Annotated in this window: 16 protein-coding genes; 5 read left to right on the forward strand and 11 right to left on the reverse strand. The window is 54.0% G+C overall.

The genetic code is table 11. From position 1 onward, the window contains the following. Nucleotides 1-221 precede the first annotated feature (221 nt). The 3 genes from KA369_10005 to KA369_10015 all read right to left on the reverse strand — a co-directional run bounded on the left by KA369_10005 (nt 222) and on the right by KA369_10015 (nt 4138). On the reverse strand, nt 222-413 hold the full coding sequence (locus tag KA369_10005; GenBank protein ID MBP7736291.1) for a hypothetical protein: 192 nt from the start codon (nt 411-413) through the stop codon (nt 222-224). Between the two features lie 8 nt (nt 414-421). Then, nucleotides 422-1096, reverse strand: a complete 675-nt coding sequence (locus tag KA369_10010) for a hypothetical protein (protein MBP7736292.1) — start codon at nt 1094-1096, stop codon at nt 422-424. Between the two features lie 81 nt (nt 1097-1177). After that, nucleotides 1178-4138: an N-6 DNA methylase gene (locus KA369_10015; protein MBP7736293.1), complete on the reverse strand. Its 2961-nt coding sequence runs from the start codon at nt 4136-4138 to the stop codon at nt 1178-1180. A gap of 721 nt (nt 4139-4859) precedes the next feature. On the opposite strand from KA369_10015, the gene KA369_10020 reads away from it, so the two are divergent. Further along, nucleotides 4860-5222, forward strand: coding sequence for a nucleotide pyrophosphohydrolase (locus tag KA369_10020; protein MBP7736294.1), 363 nt, complete (start codon nt 4860-4862; stop codon nt 5220-5222). Between the two features lie 7 nt (nt 5223-5229). Here KA369_10020 and KA369_10025 read toward each other — a convergent pair whose 3' ends face one another. Continuing rightward, the gene (locus tag KA369_10025) at nt 5230-5703 is read right to left on the reverse strand and encodes a PaaI family thioesterase (protein ID MBP7736295.1); all 474 of its coding nucleotides are present in this window, start codon (nt 5701-5703) and stop codon (nt 5230-5232) included. Between the two features lie 208 nt (nt 5704-5911). On the opposite strand from KA369_10025, the gene KA369_10030 reads away from it, so the two are divergent. Next, the gene (locus tag KA369_10030) at nt 5912-7462 is read left to right on the forward strand and encodes a hypothetical protein (GenBank protein MBP7736296.1); all 1551 of its coding nucleotides are present in this window, start codon (nt 5912-5914) and stop codon (nt 7460-7462) included. A gap of 35 nt (nt 7463-7497) precedes the next feature. Here KA369_10030 and KA369_10035 read toward each other — a convergent pair whose 3' ends face one another. From KA369_10035 to KA369_10045, 3 genes are all read right to left on the reverse strand, one after another. Beyond that, nucleotides 7498-8247, reverse strand: coding sequence for a hypothetical protein (locus KA369_10035; GenBank protein ID MBP7736297.1), 750 nt, complete (start codon nt 8245-8247; stop codon nt 7498-7500). Between the two features lie 132 nt (nt 8248-8379). Then, a complete protein-coding gene (locus KA369_10040) occupies nt 8380-9333 on the reverse strand; it encodes an inositol phosphorylceramide synthase (GenBank protein ID MBP7736298.1) in 954 nt (317 codons plus the stop codon). A gap of 129 nt (nt 9334-9462) precedes the next feature. Then, nucleotides 9463-9882, reverse strand: a complete 420-nt coding sequence (locus tag KA369_10045; GenBank protein MBP7736299.1) for a hypothetical protein — start codon at nt 9880-9882, stop codon at nt 9463-9465. A 139-nt stretch (nt 9883-10021) separates the two neighbouring features. Between KA369_10045 and KA369_10050 the strand changes: the two genes are divergently transcribed. From KA369_10050 to KA369_10060, 3 genes are all read left to right on the forward strand, one after another. Continuing rightward, nucleotides 10022-10345 carry a hypothetical protein gene (locus KA369_10050; GenBank protein MBP7736300.1) on the forward strand — a complete coding sequence of 108 codons (324 nt, stop codon included), beginning with the start codon at nt 10022-10024 and terminating at the stop codon, nt 10343-10345. A gap of 98 nt (nt 10346-10443) precedes the next feature. Next, nucleotides 10444-10947 carry an ORF6N domain-containing protein gene (locus KA369_10055; protein ID MBP7736301.1) on the forward strand — a complete coding sequence of 168 codons (504 nt, stop codon included), beginning with the start codon at nt 10444-10446 and terminating at the stop codon, nt 10945-10947. A gap of 72 nt (nt 10948-11019) precedes the next feature. Next, the gene (locus tag KA369_10060; GenBank protein MBP7736302.1) at nt 11020-12348 is read left to right on the forward strand and encodes an MFS transporter; all 1329 of its coding nucleotides are present in this window, start codon (nt 11020-11022) and stop codon (nt 12346-12348) included. Nucleotides 12349-12409: 61 nt separating this feature from the next. Here KA369_10060 and KA369_10065 read toward each other — a convergent pair whose 3' ends face one another. The 4 genes from KA369_10065 to KA369_10080 all read right to left on the reverse strand — a co-directional run bounded on the left by KA369_10065 (nt 12410) and on the right by KA369_10080 (nt 19993). Continuing rightward, entirely contained in the window at nt 12410-13252 is an 843-nt protein-coding gene (locus KA369_10065) for a hypothetical protein (protein ID MBP7736303.1), read from the reverse strand. A gap of 30 nt (nt 13253-13282) precedes the next feature. Beyond that, nucleotides 13283-14110, reverse strand: a complete 828-nt coding sequence (locus KA369_10070; protein MBP7736304.1) for a hypothetical protein — start codon at nt 14108-14110, stop codon at nt 13283-13285. 128 nt (nt 14111-14238) lie between these two features. Further along, nucleotides 14239-14967: a response regulator transcription factor gene (locus KA369_10075; GenBank protein ID MBP7736305.1), complete on the reverse strand. Its 729-nt coding sequence runs from the start codon at nt 14965-14967 to the stop codon at nt 14239-14241. Next, complete coding sequence (locus KA369_10080) at nt 14960-19993, reverse strand: AAA family ATPase (GenBank protein ID MBP7736306.1); 5034 nt, start codon at nt 19991-19993, stop codon at nt 14960-14962. The genes KA369_10075 and KA369_10080 overlap by 8 nt, the downstream gene beginning before the upstream one ends. Nucleotides 19994-20225 lie beyond the last annotated feature (232 nt).

A 20225-nucleotide genomic window follows, 5' to 3' on the forward strand; every position in this document is an offset into this window, starting at 1 on the left:
GATAATCTTATCAGCTTTCATAAAAGTCCTCCTCCTGACTGTTTTAAATGTGGTAATTTAATTTTCGTCAGTTAGAGGACTTTTTTATTGCATGAAAAATGTGCGAAAGATACTATACGTTATCCGGCGGGGCAAATGTCGCACCGGTGCGACATTGAATATTAGTAACTCGATTCAGGCTTGTATTAGACAAATAGGGGACAGAGGCGAAGGTCGACTTGTTATGATTTATTTGAGGAATTTTTTTTAGGTTTTAATATATTAACAGTTCCGGTGGATGACTGAACAATTCCACTTTGTGTAACTGTTAATTTAGAAGGATCAATGGACGTAGTAGTATTGCCGGTAAATGCCTTTTGTAAGCTATCTCCGGAAAAGGATTCATCCAAACGATTGAATTTTTTGTTAGTCATTTCGATCCTCAAGAATTAATTTTCAATATACTTTTATCGTAGGCTTTAATTTCGTCAATTTCATTAATTCTTATAATAATATAATCAACAATAGTTAATTCTTCAAGTTTTTTATTTCTACCGCTATGAATAACGTATGGTTTTGTAATAATAATGTATTTATCGTCTACTGTATCTGGAGCGCTATATAAAATGCCTAAAAATCTATTATTCCCGGATTTTACTTCCACCGCTTTGTTCATATTTTCGTTAAAAAATCTAAACGCAACTGATGGATACCAATCACGACCCGTAAACCATTTAATAATTCCATTGTAGTATTTCCATTTTCGCAGTATCCCAAATAGATTTGATAATGCAAATGTCCATAAACACACAACGAGAAAATAAATTATCACCGATTGCTTTATTTTAAATATTCTAAGATGCAATTCATCAAATTTTTTATCCGCAAATAAATCATTAAGAGTATTCAGTATTATTACCCTCTCGGAATTTGCCAATGGAATACAGGGTATCGCTATAGCGATCACCCAGATAATGGCGCTCCATAAGATTATATTTAATGTTTTTTCAAATTGAGGGATTTTTTCTCTTAGCAAATGGTGTTCTCTTGTTTGAACGAATATGAATCCCGGAATTAGCAATAAAATATATAATCCGATTTTCAAAGGTTCAATCATGAGAATAATCCTTTTTTATATATTCTGAGTAGTTCTAACGGTTGTTCTATAGCTTAACGAATGAGTTTGCATAATATAAAATTATTTACACATATTTTCCACGATTTTTATCTCCTCCTCCGTGAGGCCATACAGTTCGTAGACCAGGGCGTCTATCTGGCGGTCGATAAGATCGGCTTTTTTTCTTATAGCTGATAATGCTAATTCAGATTGAGATTGTAACTTCTCTTTTTTAGTCTCGATCATCTGTAACGTTAAAGACGCTAATTGTTGTTTTTTATCATTGGAAACATTTTCAAGTGGAATGGGAATTTGTGATATATACATCGGTTTATATTCATAATAACCACCCTGCTTGGTTGAGGCAATCGAATAAATAATATAATCAGATACTTTTGAATTTAGTATCGCCACGAGTAAGAATAAAAATTTTATTTCATTATCTAATGAAGATTTATCATTTGGTCTAATAATTGTTGTCTTGTCATTTGAGTAATTTGAATTATTATCTATTAAATATGATGCATTTTGTACAATTGCTGGTACAATTATTTTCGGCTTTTCAAATTCCTCATAATATGCAACAGTATCCTGAATTTCATACCATTGATAACTCCCCGGTTTTCTCCCAGTCCCTGGTTCAAGTTGTTTTTTATATTGGCTTAAATATTCTTTTATCGCAGGATAATCATTAATCTTGATGCCACGGCGGGTGAATATTAAGTACTTATCAGCCACCGGCGTTTCATATCGTTTGATGTCCCGACCGGCAAGAAAGGGTTTGATGATCTCAGCGCTTTTAGGGTCTTCCTTGATGAGCCTTTCCCTTGTTTCCGCATCTATAACAAATGCTTCATTAAGTCCGGTCTTGATTCCATAATAAATCTTCCCGCCGACATATTCCCCCAGTGGAACGCCCTTGCTCTTTATCTTTTCCAGCAGATTCGCTGTTTTTTCATCCGAGAGTGACCATCCTTCGTTGTTGAGGCCTGACGTTGAAACAGCGAAGCGCTTCCCGTCAAGATAAGTCCTGAGATCGATGAAATCAAGGTCCCCGACTTTAGCGGCGTCAAATCCGCCGGTTTTTCCTTTGGCAACGGTGATAATGCATGGATAGGTGGTGGCGTCCTGGAACACCGGCAGGTCGCCGAAGTCTATGATTTCGGCTATGCCTGATTTCAGCAGTAACTCCCTCAAAGGTCCGCCGTAGTTGGCGCGCATCCACTTGTTCGCCACGATATATGAGAAGCGGCCGCCGGGTTTCAATAGAGATACACCTTTTTCTATAAAATAGGCGTATAGGTCCGCCACACCATGATAGGCCTTGAAATGGCTCTGGAAATACTCTTTATAATCCGAAATCATCTCCTGGCGAACGTACGGCGGGTTCCCGATAACGCAATCAAAGCCGCCGCTTTTCATGACTTCCGGAAACCCATTTTTATCGGCCCAGTCGAAGGCGTTCACGCTTTTGAATTCCTCGTCGCTGAAGAGCTTCAGGTCCCTGCCATCGTAGTAGTCGCTTCCGATCAGGCTGTTGCCGCACCGGATGTTCTTCGTCATGTCCGGCAGGAGGGTTCCCACGAAGAGCTGCGCCTCGCCCTTGTCGAAACCCTCTTCAAGAAGTTTCAGGTAGAGGCTCATGATTGCAACTTCCGTTGCCTCACGGTCTATGTCCACGCCATATATATTGCCGGTGAGAATTTCCCTTTTTTTCTGGATGGTGAGATTCACTTCGCCTTCGGGCGTTTCATACCAGTGGTCCTTGTATTTCTTCTCGGCCCTGTGTTCACTGTACCAGTGGCGGTGGTATTCGATCAGATAGTCAAGGGCGCCGATAAGAAAGCTTCCGGACCCGCACGCCGGGTCGAGTATTTTGATCTTGCCGATTTGCTCAGGCGAAAGCCCCTTAACGGCTTCGCCGACGGTGTTTTCGACGATATATCGGACGATGTATTCCGGCGTGTAGTATACGCCGCCGGCCTTGCGCACTTCCGGCTTCTCCTCAACCTTGGCCCGGTGCTCGCCGGTGAGGCGTATCTTTGAGCCGAGAAACTTTTCATAAATGCGGCCCAGAATTTCCGGCTCTATGATATCGAACTGGAAGGGCGATTCCGGCCAGCAGAGGCTCTTGACGATGCCCTTTATGGCTTTTCCGTCGATGGCAAGGTCTTCGCTGAAATGTTTTTTAAACAGGAGGCCGTTGTAAGCTCCGTCAAGACGCTGGAACACGGGTATCAGGGATTTATATACCGCATCATCATCTTTTGTTTCGGCCATGCGCATGAGCAGGCCTTCTTCCTCTATGCCCCGGTCCTCGATGTTTCTTATAAATATCAGACGATCGAGTATTCGCTGTACAGCTTCATTGATTTCGTCTACAGACAGGGCTTTATTCCGCAAAGCGATATTTTTTGCCAGTGTTTCCCTGTATTGGGTTATATCAGCAAGGAATTCCGTATCAAGTGATTTGGTGCTCTTGGAAATTTTTCCAGCAAGAAGGTCAAGGCTTCCTTCAAGGACCGCTTCTTTAGAGAACATTCCGTAGAGGCGGTCCCATTTGTCAGGGAAGTCCGTGTACTTAAAATCATAATCTTTTATGAGCCCCTGCAACGGATTGTCAAAAATCGGACGCGCCATACTGTTGAAGACCCGGAATTCCTGAAAATCGGTGAGAACCACGATCGGCGTTTTACCGCCGGTTGAAAAGGCATATCGCTTGGCCTGGAAAACCGGCCCTTTTTCTGTGAGAGGCACCCAGGGAGCTTTGGCTTCGACAAAGAATTTTACCTTGCCGTTAATCCTGAATGCATAATCAGGTTTTTTTGTGCTTGAATTGTCTCGCTGTGAAAACTCACGGTGCACATCCCAGTGGCGCCGTTGAATTCCGGTCTGGTCGAATTCCCATCCAAGGGCCATGAAGAGGGGATCTATGAAACGGTTGCGCGCCTCAGTCTCCTGAAATGATTTGTCCAGGTACATCTTTTCGTTTTTGTGGAAATCCTCAACCTTCTGCTCCACAAGCAGCTTTCCGCTTTTCATGTCCATGACTGTGTTCCCCGGCAGGATGATGGCGTAATGGTTCTATACCTTATTAATTAATCAACAATAATTCCGGTTAAATACCATTTATAGTGTGTTATTTGATCTGTAATCAGATCGCCGGGCACGAGGCCCGGCGTCGCGAGGATGCCCCAGGAGGTTCCCGACACGGATGTCGCAATGCCGGCTTCGCCACGGATGGCGAAAAGAAGCCGGCGCCCTTCCGGAGCGAAAGGCGTAAAAGACATTATTGCAATCATCTTTGCCAGGACGATCACACCTTCAGTCGATTCCCCATAAACCAGCAACCTGAAACCAACCAGGCCTCAAAACGTCCGCCGACAGGCGGACAAACCTAACAAGGGTGGATGTCTGAGTCGAATCCGGCGAAGCCGGTTCGACGAGTTCACCCGAAGCCCGTCGCGGCGTTTGAGCGACCCGGTGGGAGGAGCACGAGGAGGGAGGCCGGGGAGGCCTTCCTCCTCGTAAAACCGCAGACCGTCTCACGGTCAAAGCCCCCGCCCTGGTTCAGGGCAAAAAACAGGCAGCATCGTGGAGCCTGAGCTGCCGGGATGAATGGGAAACCATTCGAGGGCGAGGATACGCATCCTCACCCTCGGATGTGGTCCTGCCCCGGATAGGGGCACAATAATAAAGTCCATTATTTCTTGACGCCCCGCTGCGGGGCACTACAACAGATACCACCGCACCGGAGGACGCCATGGACAACACCACCACAATCGAAGATTTGAAAAAATCCGTAATAGAATTCCGAGACCGGCGGAACTGGAAGCAGTTCCACGACATCAAGAACCTTTCCATGGGCCTTTCGGTGGAGGCGGCGGAGCTGCAAGAGCTCTTTCTCTGGAAGACTCCGGCTGAGATCGAAGCCATGGTCGGAACTGCCGGAGAGCGGAAAAAAATAGAGGAGGAGCTCGCGGACGTATTCGTGTTTCTGCTGTACCTGGCAGAGGCGGCAGGCATCAACCTTTCGACAGCGGTACGGGAGAAGCTCCAGGTGAACGAGAAGAAATATCCAGTGGAAAAAAGCTACAACAGCAGCAAAAAGTATACTGAATTCTAAGACCCGGCTACTCCTTCGGAATCATGGAGTCAGGGATCTTCACGGCCACGACGGTGCCCCTGGCGCAGACGATGCCGCCCACCGACAGGTCCGTCTCCACCACGACCTTCCGCTCCTTGATCTCTGTTACCCGTGAGCGGAGCTCCAGGGGCCCCTCGATGGGAGTGGGCTTCAGGTAATCCACGTGGAGCGACCCGGTGACGAACCGCAGGGGAGGTTCCGTGCCCATTTCCCGCCCTTCCCGGCGGTACGCGGCAGCTGCAGCTGTCCCCGTGCTGTGGCAGTCGATGATCGACGCGATGAGGCCGCCATAGACGAATCCCTTCATGCCTATATGGTACGGCTCCGGACAGATCGTGCACACGCTCTCGTCCCCGTCCCAGTGGCTCTTGATCTTTAAACCATGGTCATTGAGACGGCCGCAGCCGTAACAGTGGCTGAAGTGGTCCGGGTAGAAATCCTGAAAGGCTTTGCGATCCATGTCGGTCCTCCTTTGCGGATAAAGGCCTGTTTCGTCGATGGCCGGTGTCCGGCGAGTTATGTAAAATCCTGTATATTTATGTCGCTGTTGTGTGCTTTGAATATTATGTGGTCAAGAATAAAATAGTTATATATTATTGATGATAGATACCGATGCCCTTTCGAATTAGCGTAAGCATGCATTTCACCATAATATAAAGCGAGGGCCTATGGGAAAAAAACCTGATTCCTTCTATTACTACTTTCTGAGCGCCTACTCGACAAGCTCCTTCATGGCCCAGCAAAAGGCCAAGGTCTTTCTCTGGTTCGAGGTGGCGGGCCTCGCGCTCATTGTTGTTGCCGCAACGGCCACCAATATCGTGACCCCCGAGGTCGCGGGCACGGTCTATAATGTCACAATGGGGATCATTGCGCTATCCTTCATCTTCTGCATGGTCATTCTGAAGAAAGGTCTGTACAAGCTCGCGTCGAATCTGGGCGTGTTCATCCCCTTTGCCGTCGTGGTGCTCCAGGCCTACCGGGTGCCCACGGGTGTGGGCAAATACATCTACCTGCTCTACCTCATCATGTTCATCGTGATGATAACCCTGTACGGGAACAAGCTTTCCCTGGTTATCGGCACGGCTCTCATTATAGCAGCCGGGGTCTTCGTCGTCCTGACCGCCGGCGCGCTGATAGAACAGGACAAGGTCGTGACGTCGGTCGTCAACTTCGTCATTGTCGTCCTCTTCATGTCATCCCTCTGCTTCCTGCTTCTCTCGATCGTCACGGCGAACATCAGGGAGATAGAGAAAAAGAACGCCGCGGCGGAGGAGCAGCTGGGGAAAATCAACAGCATGGTGGAAACATGCGCCGCGGTGTCGGCACAGTTGAAGTTGATATCCGGAAATATCTTCAACGGCGCGGCGTCCTTTTCCGAGGATGCCCAGTCCCAGGCCTCCAGCGTCGAGGAGATCACCTCCTCCATTGAAGAGATCGCGGCCAGCGCCGAGTCCTCCGCGTCCATGGCGAAGCAGCAGCAGCAGAGGACCGGTGAGTTCATCGAAAATCTCAAGGCGATGTTCGACCTGGTGAGCGAAAGCGCCAACAAGATGACCTCCGCCATGAGCATCAAGAGCGAGCTCAACGCGCGCATCGGCGATTCCGGGGAGGAGGTGGCCACGTGCCGGAGTTCCATGGAGAAGGCCCTCGTGTCCAGCGGCATGGTCTTCGAGGCCACGAACCTGATCAATGACATATCGGACCAGATCAACCTCCTGTCACTCAATGCCTCCATCGAGGCGGCCCGGGCCGGCGAGTACGGCAAGGGCTTCGCCGTAGTCGCAGAGGAGATCGGCAAGCTCGCGGAAAAGACCCTGGTGAACGCCAAGGAGATCACCAGGCTTGTGGGGGAAACGAACACAGAGCTCAAGGTGACGAGCGATTCCCTGGGGAACGTGGCGAACGTGGCGGAGAGCATCGCGCAAATAGGGGAGCGCTTCGGCGACATCATCAATGAGGTCGCCGGCCTATCCGAGAGGGACCTGGAGATCAACCGGAACATGCAGCGGAACGCGGAAAGCGTCCTCGGGGGATCCAACGAGCTGAAGATGTCCATGGAGGAATTGAAACTGGCCATCAACGAGATCACGAAGTCGTTGTCGATCATCAATGAGTCGACACAGCATCTCGCCTCGGGATCGGAAGATCTTTCAGGGACAGCGGACGGCCTCGTGAAGTCGATCAATGAATTGAATGTCAACCTGAGCTCGATGACGTGAGACGGCGCGCGGCCTCTTCGCCCGGCCCGGCGGGATCAGTACTTGAAGGGGTCCTTGTAGGTAAGGCCGTTCCCCTCGGGGCGCTCCAGCTTCTTATATTCGTCCTCGTACTCCTTGAGGTACTTCCTGGCTTTCTGGAACGTCAGGAACAGCTCGTTGTCCTTTCCCCGCTTTCCCTTGTGAAACTCGAAGCCGTATTTTTTTATGTACAGATCATTTATGAGGGCTTCGTCGGACCGCGCGGTGAGGTCCACCGCGACGGTTTCGGGCTTTTCGTTCGGGTGCATGTCGATGGCGAAGCAGCACGCCATGGCTATGGTGGCCCGGGCCACGCCGCGGACGCGGTAGAAGGTGTCGTCCCCTTTAAATTTGCCGAAATAGGCAGGCTTGATATTGTCGGGATAATTCAGCGGCAGGGACGTGAAGTAGTCGATGTATATGCCTGAACGCGGGTGCGTGGTGGTGAAGCGGTAGTTGAAAATGTTGTACCCCAGGAGGAGAAGGGTCTTGTCGTGGCTGATCACGATGGCGTTGCAGACGAAATGGTTCTTTTTCAGGAAATCCATCGCCGTCAGGCGCTTGTCCTCCGGTTCGCAATGAAGGCCATAGCGGCTGTAATAGAACTCCTGGAGATGGTTCTGCCCCCTGCTGTCGATCTTGTTGAACAGGCGCTCCTCCATCCGGTGAAGAGGCATGATGCGTCCGGCGAGCAGCTTCTTGTTGATGTGAATGGGCGCCCAGTTCGCCTTGATGCTGAATTTGAGTAAGGAATCGGGACCGGTCATAATTATCACGTTCTCCGTCAATGATGGTGTCTTTTTTCCTGCAGTACCAGCATTTTTTTCTTGCCGGTCCAAAATAGTGCGATTCGTTTCCGGCAGTGCGGGCGGGTTTTTCTGTAAAAAAGCGCTATCCCTTCAGGCGGGGATTTCGGCCGCGTTGTCCGGTTCTTCCTGTTCCCGGTCAAGGCGCGTGAAGAGCAGCGCGTAGATCCGGGGCCCGAACATATATACGCCGGCCACCGCGATCAGTATCCCCGCTACGGCGTCTACCGCGTAGTGGTACCGGCCGTACACGGTGGATATGCAGAGGCTGACCACGATCGGCGACGTGGCCCAGAAGGCCCTGCGGGCGTAACGCCACGCGAATATGAAGATAGCCACGGTCCCGGCAATGTGGCCGGAGGGCATGGCGCCGCCGGGAATGTCCGCTCTGGCGAGAAATTCACGGGCAAACCAGGAGACCGGTCCGGCCTCGAGGTAACCGCACGTTGCGGGATCGTAATGTACCGGGCCCTGGGCGGGAAAAATGGCCTGGATGATAAAGCAGGCGTAAATGACCAGGCCCGCGTTGAACATGACGTACATGAATTCCTTCTGTCGTTTCGAAAAATAGAGGTAGAGGGGCAGGTACAGGGTGACCCAGTAATAGGAGAGATAGGAAAAGTTCATCCATTCGGTGAGCCAGTACCGGTCACCCCACCGGTGCACAAGGTCGCGGGCGACATGGAAACCGAAGAGGGCCATGTCCGCCCGCAGCAGGAAGTCGTCAAAGGGTACGGGAAAGTAGAATTTCCCGATCGGGTATGTCCACCGGAAAAACGGTCCCAGCAGGAACAGCGGGTAGATGTGCCTGAGCCACCGCACCAGGGGATTCCGCACCAGGGGGTGCCGGATGCGGTCCGTCAGGGGCGCTATGACCGCGGATGTCAGAAGGACCGCGGAATAATTCAGCATCAGGACCACTGCGGTCCGGCCACCCTCCCTGATCCGCAGGGCCACCAGGAGGAGCATGGCGCCGCAAAAGGCGGACACGAGGACATCCACCGGCGTGAGGCGGGCATAGTATTGTTTGAGGCGATAGGTCATCATAAATTGTTCACAGCGGCCATGGGCGGTTCTCGATACCGGAACAGCCGGTAAGGAATTCCATGCCATGGCCTGGTAGGCTACCAGTTCCGGTACGGCGTGTCAAGAGCAAATCATGGGCCGCCCGGGTTATCAGGGAGCCTTCGTTGTTTTCCTTAAGTGAAAAGTGCCCCGGTCATCCGGTTTCACCGATTCGTATTCGCCGTTGAGCTCCGTGAGATCTTCGCCGGACCGCGCCGTATAGGTGATGGTCCCGCCCTCTTCGACAATGACGCCCTTGAATTGCGGATCCCCGGTCACGGCCGCGGAGGCGGCTGTAATAGTGGTGGTGACCTTTTTCTCGATACGGCGGGGACCTTCGCCGTATGAAATGGTCGCTTCCACCGTGAAGGAGCCCTGTTTCGGCAGAGGATCGGGGAACAGGGCCGATACCGCGCCCGCGGCTTTGCCGCCTCCGGAGCTCGACCATGTTCCTTCCCACAGGGCCCGGGCCGGCGCCGCCGCCCGGGTTGGGGCGCCGCTGGAGCTGCAGGTCATAACGCCGGCGGCCATGATAATCGCGCAAAAAATTTTCAGAAATTGAAGCATGGACGATATTTTGATTGAAATGCTCCGCCTATCAAGCACAATTTCGCCATCGGCAGGGATGCTGTCCGGGGCCGCCGTATCATACAGCGCTCGTCGGAATGACATGAAAGAATTCATACACAGGAAAACCGGTGAGGAAATGATGACCGCTCCCTGGTCCTGCACCGTCGTGGAGGAGGGGACGTTGACCTGTAAAGGGCGGCAGTTCCTGTTCGTTGTCGGCGACGCCCTGGTGGGCAGCTCCTGCGTGGGCGTCGGCACCCTCCGCTATATCCAGGTCCCCGGCTTTGTCGCGCTGTGGCGGTTCCGTGTCGATGACAATGGCGATCCTGTCAGCGCCGTGGACCCGGTAACGGACGATGAACTGCGCGACGCCATACAGCAGGCCCTCACGGAAAAATTCCCCGGCCTCCAGGTCTGCTTTTAGCGGAATTTAATTCCATCATAATCCCCAAAAAATTTTAATATTCAGGCAGTGTCATTCGTATATTCTATCAAAGTGCTTTTTTATCGGAGGCGGAAGATATGGATGTCATGACTGAGAAACAGATTGTTGATAAAATATATATCGTTAGAGGGATCAAGGTGATGTTTGATAACGATCTGGCAATGTTGTATGGTGTAGAAACAAAACAATTGAAACGGCAGGTTGGCAGAAATATCGATCGATTTCCCGATGATTTCATGTTCAAACTGAATTATGAGGAATACCGTGAGTTTATAAGGTGCCAATTTGGCTCCTTAAAACAAGGTAAACATTCCAAGTATCAGCCGATGGTCTTTACCGAGCTTGGCGTGGCTATGCTTTCGAGTGTATTGCAATCGCAACGGGCTGTTCATGTAAATATTCAAATAAAGAGGATATTTGCCAATCTTCGGAGAATAATATCATCCAATGAAACACTTATGAAGAGAATCGATGAAATGGAACGAAAGTATGACGGTCAGTTCAGAATTGTTTTTGTGGCGATCAGGCAGTTATTAAAAGAAGAAGAAACAGAAGACCGGAAGATTGGATTTACCTTTTAAATAATTCTTGACCTCTTTCCCCGCATTGCCCTTCGTCATGATTATACGGCCACTGCCGGCATGTACACTTACATGAACGCCTCCAATCAAATATCAGCCAATAGAATCAGCCATGCCCTGCGCTCGCTGCGGCACCGGAATTACCGGCTCTTTTTTTTCGGCCAGGGCCTGTCGCTGGTCGGCACCTGGATGCAGTCCGTCGCGACGAGCTGGCTGGTGTACCGCATGACCCATTCCGAGTTCATGCTGGGCCTTGTCGCCTTTGCCGGCCAGGTGCCCATCCTTCTGCTCTCGCCCATTGCCGGGGTCCTGGGGGACCGGGTGCACCGGCGCTCCATCCTAATCGCGGTGCAGGTCGTCGCCATGGCGCAGGCCTTCGCATTGGCCGCCCTGACTATCGCCGGCGTCATCCGGATCTGGGAGATCGCCCTCCTTGCCCTGCTCCTCGGCGTGGCCAACGCCTTTGAGATGCCCTCGCGCCAGGCCTTTGTCGTGGAAATGATCGATGACCGGGCGGATCTGGGGAATGCCATAGCCCTGAATTCCGGCATATTCAACGGCTCTCGCCTTCTCGGACCGGCCGTCGCCGGCATCCTGGTGGCCTGGGCCGGGGAAGGGATCTGCTTCGCCCTGAACGGGGCGAGCTATGTGGCCGCGCTGGCGGCCTACCTTATGATGAACATGACGGCGCGGCGGCCTGTCAGGCCCGGCGCCGGGCTCCTGTTCCAGATGAGGGAAGGCGTCGCCTATTCCTTCGGCTTCCGGCCCATCCGCGACCTCATTGCCACGGTGTCCCTTATCAGCCTGGTCGCCATGGCGTTCCCGGTGATACTACCCATTTTCGCCGGCACGGTGCTCCGGGGAGATTCCCATACCTACGGATTCCTGGTGGCGGCGACGGGCGCCGGCGCTCTCTCCGGGGTGGTCTTCCTGGCCATGCGGAAGAGCGTCCTGGGGCTGGGTCGCGTCATCAGCGTGTCCCTGGTGATGTTTGGCGTCACCCTCATCGGGTTTTCCTTCTCCCGCTCGGTGGCCCTGTCATTTTGCATACTGGTGCTGACGGGCTTCGCCATGATCACCACCATGGCCTCCTGCAACACCATGGTGCAGACCATCGTTGACGAGGACAAGCGTGGCAGGGTCATGAGCATTTACGTGATGGCGGTCATGGGCGCGGCGCCCCTGGGAAGCATCATTGCCGGGTCCGTGTCCGCGGCCGTCGGGGCGCCCGACACGGTCCTCGGCGGAGGCGTGCTGTGCATCCTGGGGGGCATTGTCTTCGCCCTCCGGCTTCCTTCCCTCAGAAAGATCGTGCGGCCCATTTACCGCCAGATGGGGATCATACCCGAAGTGGCCGCGGGGATACAGGCAGCCGACGAGGTGCCGCGGCCGACGGAATGATTGGATGGATGATTCTTATCACCGAAGCTGCGGGGCAGGCCGCTCCGGTCTGCCGGAGCGGTCAGTAGCTCTGCTGGGTACCGAAGGCGCCGCGGCCGGCCAGCGGGGTGAATTCGAAGTCGGGATACACTTTCTTGAGGCCCGCCACAACAGACTCGCTCACGTGGAGGGGCGTTTTCACGCCGCGCCCGAAGTAGGTCGATCCGGCGTCGACAATAAAATGCTTTTTACCGTCCTTGAGGCCCATCGCTTTTATATGGCCGCCGTTGGTGGGACTGAAATTGAAGGGCTCGTCCATGAGGAGCTTGGCGGTCTCCTCGTGGGGCCTGGTCCCGATCGAGTAGAAGCGGGGAATGTGGTGCTTCTGCTGCATGATCAGCGCCAGGTAGGTGATATGGTTTCCCCTTTGAAGCGTCTGGAGCCATTGCAGAAAGGTTTCGTTGCACAGCCGTTCCGGGTTCCGCCGCTCGTGGAACCGTCCTATGCGGAAACGCTCCTGGATGGGAATGAACAGGTGCGTCAGGGTGTCGTTCTTCGACATTTCAATGATCTGCTCCGGCACATAGGAGAGGGTGGCGAAACTGAGTATCTGCTGCTGTAGCTTGGCGTTGTCCTTGAAGAGGGGCCACTCCTTGATGATCCTGAGGGCCTTGGCCGCGTCCGGGCTTGTCGCGAAGGAGGAGGAATAGTAATAAAGCGCGTCCCCTTCCTTCGGCTTCAGGACGCCTTCGCTGGCCGCCAGTGTGCCGCTCTTCATGTCGATAATGTTGATGAGAATGTAATTTCCCTCGTCGTCGAATTCAAGGAAGCTTCCCTGCTGGTCCTTGCCGTTGCCGATGCGCCGGATCACCGTCCCCGGCTCCAGTTTCGTCGATTCTGTCAGCGGTTTTAATAGTTCATCCATGAGGCGTTCACGTCCTCCGGGGATTGTTTGCTATTTCAGGGCGCCCTGTCCCTCAACCGGGGTAAATTCAAATTCCTGGTAGGTCTCACGGAGCGCGTTAACGACGACTTCGCTGACGTGGAGGGGTGTCTTGACGCCCAGCCCCATGTACTTTGAGCCGGCGTCGACCAGGAAATGCCGCCGGGAGCCTTTCAGCCCGTCGGCCTTGATATGGCCGCCGTGGGTCGGGTCGAACTTGTAGATTTCCTTCCGGAGCTGCGCGGCGGTCTTGTCATGGGCGATGGTGCCTTTGGAATAAAAGAGCGCCCCCTGGTCATTCTGATGAACGATCCGCGCCAGGTAGGTAATGTGCTTTCCGGGTTTCACGGATTCGAGCCACAGCATGAACACGTCGTTGCACACCCGCTCCAGGCTTCTCCGCTCGCTGAACCTTCCGATACGGAACTTCTCCTGTACCGGGATGAACAGCAGGTGCAGCGCGTCGTTCTTCGACATGTCGATTATCTGGTCCGGGGTGTAGCAGAGGCTGATGAAGTTCATGATCTGGTCCTGCAGGTCCGGATGCTTCTTGTACAGGGGCCAGTCCGTGATGATCTTCACGGCCTTGTCGGAGTGAGGGCTGTCGCCGAACGATGACGCATAGTAATAAAGCTTATCGTTCTGCTGGGGCTTCAGGACCGCCTCGCTGGCCACGAGATGGCCCGACTGCATGTCTATGATGTTGGCGAGGATCATGTTGTAGGTATCGTCGAATTCGAGGAAGCTTCCCTGCTGGTCTTTGCCGTTGCCGATGCGTCGGACGATCGTTCCCGGCGCCAGGCCGTCTTTCGTATTCAATGGCTTCAACATGGTTTCCATGGCTGTTTCATGCCCCCCTCGTTGTATGTTTTAACCATACCAATGCTAGCATATCCGCATTAATTAGTCAAGAACATTGACTCCGGGGGCATCTTCGGGCCGTAACCTGAAACCGGTGACCGCGATCGTCACGAAACAATGTCTTTGAGGTCCTCGTAGTACTTGCGTCCCATGGGGATGGTGGTTTTTTCATCGTCGTCGAGGAAGATGACGTATTGGCCGCCGCTGTAGTATTTCACGTGGGAAACATAATCGAAATTGGCTATGTACTGCTTGTGAACGCGCTTGAAGTTCTTCACCGGCAGCCTGCCGGCGATATCCTTTAAGAGGCTGTGGATCCTGAGGTCTTTTGCGGTTGTATGGACCACCGTGTGCTTCGCCTGCGACTCCAGGTAGATGATTTCGTCAAAGGGAATGATGTGATGGTTGCGGTCGTCCCTGCAGGAGAGCCCGAGGGCGCCCATGGGTCTTTGCCCTGAAGAGGGCTTCCCGATCATGGAGAGGGCCCGGTCCACGGCCTTGTTGAAGCGCTCCCTGTCGAAGGGCTTGAGGATATAATCGATGGCGCCCAGCTCGAAGGCCTTTATGGCGTACTGGTCGTAGGCGGTGGTGAAAATGACATAGGGAAGGCGGGTGAGACGCTCCACCACCTCAATGCCGGACAACACCGGCATGTTGATGTCGATGAAAAGCAGGTCGTAGGCGCCGGCGTTGATCTTGTCAAGGGCCTCATCTCCGGTTTCGGCGAAATCCTCGAACTTCAGCTCGGACCGCTCCTCTATGTAGCGCAGGAGGAGCTTACGGGGATACGGCTCGTCCTCCGCGATGAATACCCGTATGGCTTTCTTGCTATCCATGGCGCAGCTCCTTCTTAAGCGCGTACATGATGGTGGCCCTGGCGCCGTCCTTGACGTTCTCGATGACAAGGTCCGAATCGGCGGAGTGGAACCGCAGGCGGTCGCGGATGTTGCCCAGCGTCCGGCCGTAGGGGTCGGGAGCGGTAAGTCCTTCGCCGTTGTCGGTGATCTCAATCTTCAGCATGTCCCGCTCCAGCGCGGCCCGCACGTCGATGCGGCAGGAGTCCCTTTTCTTCCGGAACCCGTGCTTGATGCAGTTCCCGACCAGGGGCTGGATGATGAGGGGCGGCACCATCAGCGGGCCGAGTTTCGGCGGCGCGCTCAGGGAGAAGGAGAACCTGTCCTCCAGCCTGATCCGCTCGAACTCCAGGTAGTGCTCCGTGAAGCGCCACTCGTCCTGGAAGGGCACCAGGGTGTCGAAGGAGCGGTCGGTGAAATAGCGGCAGATCTCCGCGAAGTTGACCAGGGCCCTGTCCGCGACGGCCGGGTCTATCTGCAGCAAACCGTGTATGGTGTGGATGGCGTTGTAGATGAAGTGGGGACGCATGCGCTCCTGCAGGTTCTTGTAGCGGGCGTCCTCGTACTGGCGCAGGATGTTGTCCCTGAGCCGGATCGACTCCTCCTGCTCGCGGTAGAGCCGCGCGTTTTCCAGGGCGATGCCGATCTCGGAGGCGAGGAAGAGCAGTATCTCGGGGCTCACCGACGCGAAGGTGTCGGCGGTGATGCTGTTCTCCATGTAGATGATGGCGGACGTCTTTCCCAGGTTCCCCACCTTGAAGCAGAGGATCGATTTCGGCCGTCGTTCGGCCAGGTACGGATCGGCGCCGAAGGCGTCGGACCCGCGGGCGTCGTTGAGGGAGATGGCCTCGCCGGTCCGCCACACGTAGTGGATGACGGACAGGGGCAGCGTTTCTTCGCAGAGGGGTTCGGCGCGAAGGAGCTCGAGGCGGTTCTTCGCCGGCTCGATCTCTCCCTCGATGAGAAGGCACCCCCGCCGCTCCATGAGGATGGCCACCTTCTGGGCGGAAACGTATTTCACCGCCGCGGTCATGATGGTTTCCAGGAGGCGATCGATGCGGATCTCCCCCATGATCTGGCGGGATATATCAAGAAGGGTATCTGCGGGGAGGGCGCGGTCGCCGATTTGCCTGCCGATGACGGGGGCCCGGCGTACCATCAGGATGTCGGCATAGCGACGTTCAAGGTCCCGGACCTTGCGCTCGGCGCCCCATTTTTTATAGGCGTCCCGGGCCTTCAGGAGATATATGCCGGCGAAGTCCGCCTTTCCCCGGCCGAGCCAGAACTTCCCGGCCAGCTCGCTGGCGATGGCCTCGTCCTGGACGAAGCCGTTGTCGCGGGCCGCCTCTATGGCGCGGTCGTACAGGGCCATGGCGTCCGGGACGTTGTCCACGATCCGGGAAATCTCGGCGTCCATCAGGAGGTACTTATGTTTAAAATTTTCCGGGCATTGGCCGGAGAGAATTTTCATGAAGTCCCTGTGTTGCGTCATGGCCGAGGCGTACAACTCCTTGTCGCTCTCCGTGGACGATGGATAAAGAGCCGCCATGGACAGTGTCATGTAATAATAGATTTCCGGTATTATGTACAGCCCCTTGAAAATATGGATAATTTCTTTAGCCTGCTTCAGGAGGCGATAAGCTGTATCGTATTCTCCGAGGATGAAACGCGCCCCCCCTTCGATGGCTTGTAAATAATTAAGAGGGAACGGAATGGTGTCAGTGGGCCATTGATTCGCCAGATCATATGTTTTTTTGTTATATATCCCGAGGCCTCCCTCTGAATCTTCTTTAAGGAATATAACTGACACAAGTAGGGACTCGGTTATATACAGGGTGAGCCTGTCATCGATTTTTTTAAGATAACCACGGGTAGATAAGACCGATTGTTGAACGGTGTCGAGTTTTTTTCCTTGGTAATAATCATTGCCGACAATATGGGAATAGAGGTCGCCGGTGTGCTTCAGGTTGCCAGATTCGATTCCTGCCTTTATCCCTTTCATGTTTATGAATTCTGTGTCTTTTAGTGAGAGATGAAAGGGAGCTATGAAGTTGGCGAAGATGAGGCATGTTTCGCAGATAGACGATTTGGACCCAAGCGTTTCGGCAAGGTCCATGGCAAGGCGGCCGAATTGATAGCCCACGTTTGTATGGGGCATCTGATCATTCAGGATCCTGCCATAGTGAAGGTATCCCGGTACTGATTCAGGGGCGTTGCCGGATTCCAGGGAGATTCTGATCATGGTCATGATAAGAAGATCGTTTATTGACGAATTACTGTAGTGAGCGGGTAATAATAAATCACTGAGGATCCGCATCGCGGTTCTCATCTTCAGGTCCTTCATGGGAGGGAGTCCCATCAGGGACGATATCTCTTTACGGTACAGGCCTTTCTTGACTACGGCTTGTAATTCCTTTCGCTGTTCATCCGGATTTGTCGTGTTTATATCAATGCCAAGGGTCCGGAGGATTTCCAAACCTATGTCCAGTGCCTCCCTGTGCCTGGTGAACTGGGTCGTATACATGACAACGAGGATGTTTTTAAGATTTGCCGTTTCAATTTCATCGCCGGTGTAGGCGACCGCCTTCTCAATGATCGGTTCGACCCGGTCGTAATTGTGGTTGAGGAATTCGGAATCGGCCAGCTCCAGGTGCACGCAGTAGGCCAAATGATGATGGCGTTCCCATATATTTTTCGCCGATCCCTGAAGGGAATAGAGATGATAATAGGCGGTCCTGAAATAGGGAAGGGCCGTTTCAAAGGCGCCCATCATCTTCGCCTTCCTGCCGGCGAGGTAGTTAAGGTCCGCCACGTTGGCCCGCTCTTCTTCGTCCAGTATCTCGGAGGCCCCGTTATACTGGTCCGCAATGGCGAAGATGTTGTCCGTCAATCCCTCCGGCAGGGCGTTTGCGAAGACCATGATGGCGATGCGGTAGTGGACGGCCGCCCGGTCTTTGCTCGTCATCATCCGCCGGGCCGCCTCCTGGACCCGGTCATGGACGAAGCGGAACGAAAATCCTTCCGGTACGACCAGCCCTTCGTCGATGAGGGCGGCCAGGGCCGGCTCCATCGAGGTGGCCCGCATCCCCCGGGCGCAGGTGAGAACGTCGCCGCTGAAGGTCGAGCCGATGCAGGAGGCTATCATCAGGAGCTCCCGCTGGTCCGCGGGGAGGCCGTTTATCTTCGCCGTGAGAAAATCGATGACATTATCCGTGGACGGCAGCTGCCGTATGCTTTCCAGGTCCCAGGTCCATCCCCTCCGCGATGCGCGGCGCACCAGGGGCTCCCGTGCTATGCCCAGAAGAAATTCATGGATGTAAAAGGGGTTCCCCATGGTTTTCTCATGGACCAGCTCCGCCAGGGGCGCGGCCTTTACCGGGGATGCGGTGAACATGTCCCCGATCATCAGGGCCGCGGCTGACCGCTTGATCGGCCCGAGGTCGATATGGATAATCTCTTTACCGGGGGAGAGGGCGGCGATGGCGGCGGTCAGGGGGTGTTCCGGACCGGTCTCGCCGCTTCTGTAGGCGCCGATGACGCAGAGGTTCCCCGTCTCCCCGCTCGATGCCAGGGCCTTGAGGAACTCCAGGCTCGCCGGGTCGGCCCAGTGGAGGTCGTCCAGGAAGATAACGAGGCTATTCCCTTCTGAAGCGAAGACCCGGGCGAATTTCTCCAGGTACCGGTGCAGTCGGTTCATGGCCGATACCGGGTCCGCGGCCGGAACCGGGTCGGCTGTCCCGATGATCATCTGGAGCTCCGGCACCAGGTCCATGATGAGCTTCGTGTTGGGGCTCAGGGCCTCGCCGATCCTTGTCTTCCAGGACCCTATCTCGCTGTCTTTGAGCTTCAGCAGTTGGCGCGCCAGGCCGCCGAAGGCCCCGGTAAAGGCGCTGAAGGGTATGTCCCTGCGGTACTGGTCGAACTTGCCCTGACAGAAAAAGCAGTTGTCCGCTATAAGGGTTTTTCGGAATTCCCTCACCAGGGCCGTTTTACCAGCGCCGGTGTCGCCGGAAACCATGACCAGGACGTTGGCGCCCTTTTCAGCCGCGCCGTATGCGGCTGACAGGGCCGCGAGGTCCTGTTCCCTGTCATAGAGACGGTCGGGGATGACCAGGCGTCCGCTCCTGTCGCTGCGGCCCAGGGGAAAGGACCTGAGCCTGCCGGATTTTTCAACCATGGCCAGGCATTTTTTCAGGTCTTCCCCGAGGCTGCGGGCGCTCTGGTAACGCTCCTCGGGATTCTTGCCGAGGAGCCTCATGATGATGTTCGAAATAACGGGCGGAATCTCTCCGTTCAACCGTCGTGGAGGAGCGGGTTTTTCCGTCAGGTGCGCGTAGATGATGTCGGTCGGATTGTCCCCGTTGAAGGGGGGCGCGCCGGTCGCAGCCTCATAGAGGACCGCGCCCAAAGAATAGAGGTCCGACCTGCGGTCAGGGGCGCGGTTCACCTTGCCGGTCATTTCGGGCGAGATATAGGACAGCCACTGCAGCGGCCGATGATCGAGGAACGATCCCGCTTCCGCCATGGCCGATATGCCCGAGGCGCGCTCGAAGCCCGTTATGGCGGCCATGGAGCCGTTCCCGCCGCCGGCACGGTCGTCGGTAACGAATATCGACCAGGGGCTGATGTTGTTGTGAATGAGATGCTGTTCGTGGATGCCGGCCAGGATCTCCGCGAGGCCCAGGGCGAGGGAGAGAAAGCCGCTTATGCCGGGCCATCCCAGCCGGCCCGAAAGCGCCAGGGGCCTGCCGGGAAAATCCTCCAGCACCAGGGCCGGGTTCCGGTTATAGCGCATGACCTGAAGCGCCCGTATGATGCCGCCACAGGTGAGGCCGTCAATGGTCGCTTTTTCCTTTTCGAGGAGCTCTGAGGCGTTCTCCACGGATTGTTCCGGCGCGATCTTGACCAGCACGGACGTATTGTCATCGGTCCTGACGGCGCGGCATAACATGATCGACCCGTTATTGAAAAGGGTCTCGTTGATCGTTAACACGCAGGTAGTGCCCATTTGATGCCCGGTTGTGTCTATGTATATCGGTTACAGAAATAGATAACGACAATAGTATCCATATATATTGTTTTGTCAAACAGGTTAGGGTGTGGTTCATTCCCTAAAAGTGCGGTTCATTCCCCCGGGTATTGACAAAAAAATGAACTTGATTTATTCTTAAAAAGTAAGATCAAAAGGAGAATTCTTATACTTATAAAGGAGGAGTTCTGGAACTAATTCTTTAAATGTT

Source organism: Spirochaetota bacterium, from assembly GCA_017999915.1.
Lineage (GTDB): Bacteria > Spirochaetota > UBA4802 > UBA4802 > UBA5550 > RBG-16-49-21.

Coding starts and splice junctions, on each gene's coding strand:
- KA369_10070 (MBP7736304.1), bottom strand. CDS start 14,110: ATGGAAACCATGTTGAAGCCATTGAATACGAAAGACGGCCTGGCGCCG.
- KA369_10045 (MBP7736299.1), bottom strand. CDS start 9,882: ATGGCCGCCGGCGTTATGACCTGCAGCTCCAGCGGCGCCCCAACCCGG.
- KA369_10025 (MBP7736295.1), bottom strand. CDS start 5,703: ATGGATCGCAAAGCCTTTCAGGATTTCTACCCGGACCACTTCAGCCAC.
- KA369_10075 (MBP7736305.1), bottom strand. CDS start 14,967: ATGGATAGCAAGAAAGCCATACGGGTATTCATCGCGGAGGACGAGCCG.
- KA369_10080 (MBP7736306.1), bottom strand. CDS start 19,993: ATGGGCACTACCTGCGTGTTAACGATCAACGAGACCCTTTTCAATAAC.
- KA369_10040 (MBP7736298.1), bottom strand. CDS start 9,333: ATGATGACCTATCGCCTCAAACAATACTATGCCCGCCTCACGCCGGTG.
- KA369_10005 (MBP7736291.1), bottom strand. CDS start 413: ATGACTAACAAAAAATTCAATCGTTTGGATGAATCCTTTTCCGGAGAT.
- KA369_10015 (MBP7736293.1), bottom strand. CDS start 4,138: ATGAAAAGCGGAAAGCTGCTTGTGGAGCAGAAGGTTGAGGATTTCCAC.
- KA369_10055 (MBP7736301.1), top strand. CDS start 10,444: ATGGATGTCATGACTGAGAAACAGATTGTTGATAAAATATATATCGTT.
- KA369_10050 (MBP7736300.1), top strand. CDS start 10,022: ATGAAAGAATTCATACACAGGAAAACCGGTGAGGAAATGATGACCGCT.
- KA369_10020 (MBP7736294.1), top strand. CDS start 4,860: ATGGACAACACCACCACAATCGAAGATTTGAAAAAATCCGTAATAGAA.
- KA369_10065 (MBP7736303.1), bottom strand. CDS start 13,252: ATGGATGAACTATTAAAACCGCTGACAGAATCGACGAAACTGGAGCCG.
- KA369_10060 (MBP7736302.1), top strand. CDS start 11,020: ATGAACGCCTCCAATCAAATATCAGCCAATAGAATCAGCCATGCCCTG.
- KA369_10035 (MBP7736297.1), bottom strand. CDS start 8,247: ATGACCGGTCCCGATTCCTTACTCAAATTCAGCATCAAGGCGAACTGG.
- KA369_10030 (MBP7736296.1), top strand. CDS start 5,912: ATGGGAAAAAAACCTGATTCCTTCTATTACTACTTTCTGAGCGCCTAC.
- KA369_10010 (MBP7736292.1), bottom strand. CDS start 1,096: ATGATTGAACCTTTGAAAATCGGATTATATATTTTATTGCTAATTCCG.